At 65.8% G+C, this 1,428-nt stretch carries 2 protein-coding genes; both read left to right on the forward strand.

Going from position 1 to position 1,428, the window contains the following annotated elements; translation table 11 throughout:
• Nucleotides 1-549: hypothetical protein (locus AC1D01_RS34505; protein WP_477873987.1), on the forward strand; the 549-nt coding region annotated here is incomplete at its 5' end.
• A 63-nt stretch (nucleotides 550-612) separates the two neighbouring features.
• Nucleotides 613-1,380: a hypothetical protein gene (locus AC1D01_RS34510; RefSeq protein WP_477873989.1), complete on the forward strand. Its 768-nt coding sequence runs from the start codon at nucleotides 613-615 to the stop codon at nucleotides 1,378-1,380.
• The last annotated feature ends 48 nt before the right edge of the window (nucleotides 1,381-1,428 follow it).

Consider the following 1,428-nt stretch of genomic DNA (forward strand, 5'->3'; position numbering starts at 1 on the left):
ATCCAGGTGCGCAACAACCCGGGAACCACGGTCACCGGCACGGTGGATCCGGTGGCGGGCACGTTCACCATCACTGGCGTCCAGAACTTCACGCTGTCGAGCAGTTATTCGTGCTCGACCAACGTGGACTGGGTGCCGGTCGTCAACATCGTCGTCGACACGCTGATCACCCGGCTCGCGGACCAGGTGCTCGCCCAGAAGACCCAGGAGGCCTACAACTCGCTGAACGCCATCGGGTCGCTGCAGCCGATCCACTTCGCCGGCATCGATTCGATTCCGGACGGTGCGCTGCTGTTCAATGGCGTCGACTACGGCGCGCAGGTGCGCGGCCGGCTCGCCAACCTGTTCAACAAGGCGAGCTTCAGCGTGACGATCGGTGACCCGAAGCACTACATCACCGGACCGAAGGGCTACGCCCACCTCGCGTACTCGAGCGACCTGATCCTGTCGTTCACGATCGACGAGTTCCGCTTCCAGCTGCTGGACCGGCGCACCTACGTCGACGAGGTCTTCTGCCCGTCCACCACGACCTACTGCTACTTCTTCTGAGCCAGCAGGCCCGGCAGCGCCACGCGGGCATACTGCAGCCGTTTCTGCATGACGGGAGAGCGGATGCAAGCCATCAAGTGGGCGTTGCTGGGCGGCCTGAGCTTTCTGCTCGTGGCCTGGGCCGCGTATCACCAGGGGCGACACCAGTGCCCGGTGTGCGCCGAGATCGACCGGGCGCAGGTGCTGTCGGAGCTGATCGTGCCGGCGCAGAAGCTGATCCTGGTGGAAGCGAGCAGCCAGCAGCGCGTCAACTGGACGCTGAAGACCGGCTGGCCGCGCATGGCCGAGCTGCTGCGCTTCCTGAGCTTCAACAACATCAACAGGGACTCGACCGGCACGCTGAGCTACGAGACGCACTACGCGTACGGCTACGACCTCGCGAAGCGCGGCACCTGGTCGCTCGCGAAGACGCCGGAGGGCGGCCTGCTGTTCAAGGCACCACCGGTGCAGCTGGTGGGCTGCCCGTCGGTGGCGACGCAGAGCTTCCGCTTCGAGACGGTCGAGAAAGGCGTGTTCGTCGACGAGTACGCGCGGCAGAACGAGGTGCTGGTCTACGCCACCGCGCTCGCGCTGAGCCAGGCGCACGACCGGCTGCGCACGCCGGCCACGCATGCGCTGATGAAGGACGCGGCCGACAAGGAACTGAAATCGCTGCTGATCTCGCTGGCGCAGCCGCTGGGTCTCGCGATCAAGCCGGAGCAGATCGCGATCGAGCCGATGGACGCGCAGCAGTTGTCGGCACCGGCGGTGTGGGTGCCGCGGATCGATGCGGCGGGGGTGCCGGATGCGGCGACCCTGAAGATGCTGAAGGATGCGGGGTGTGCCTCATGAGCAAGGGAATCCGATGAAGCGATGGTTGGGTGCGGCGCTGGACTACCT

The sequence above is a fragment of the Rhizobacter sp. P3_B12 genome (genome assembly GCF_056402895.1).

Coding starts and splice junctions, on each gene's coding strand:
- AC1D01_RS34510 (WP_477873989.1), top strand. CDS start 613: ATGCAAGCCATCAAGTGGGCGTTGCTGGGCGGCCTGAGCTTTCTGCTC.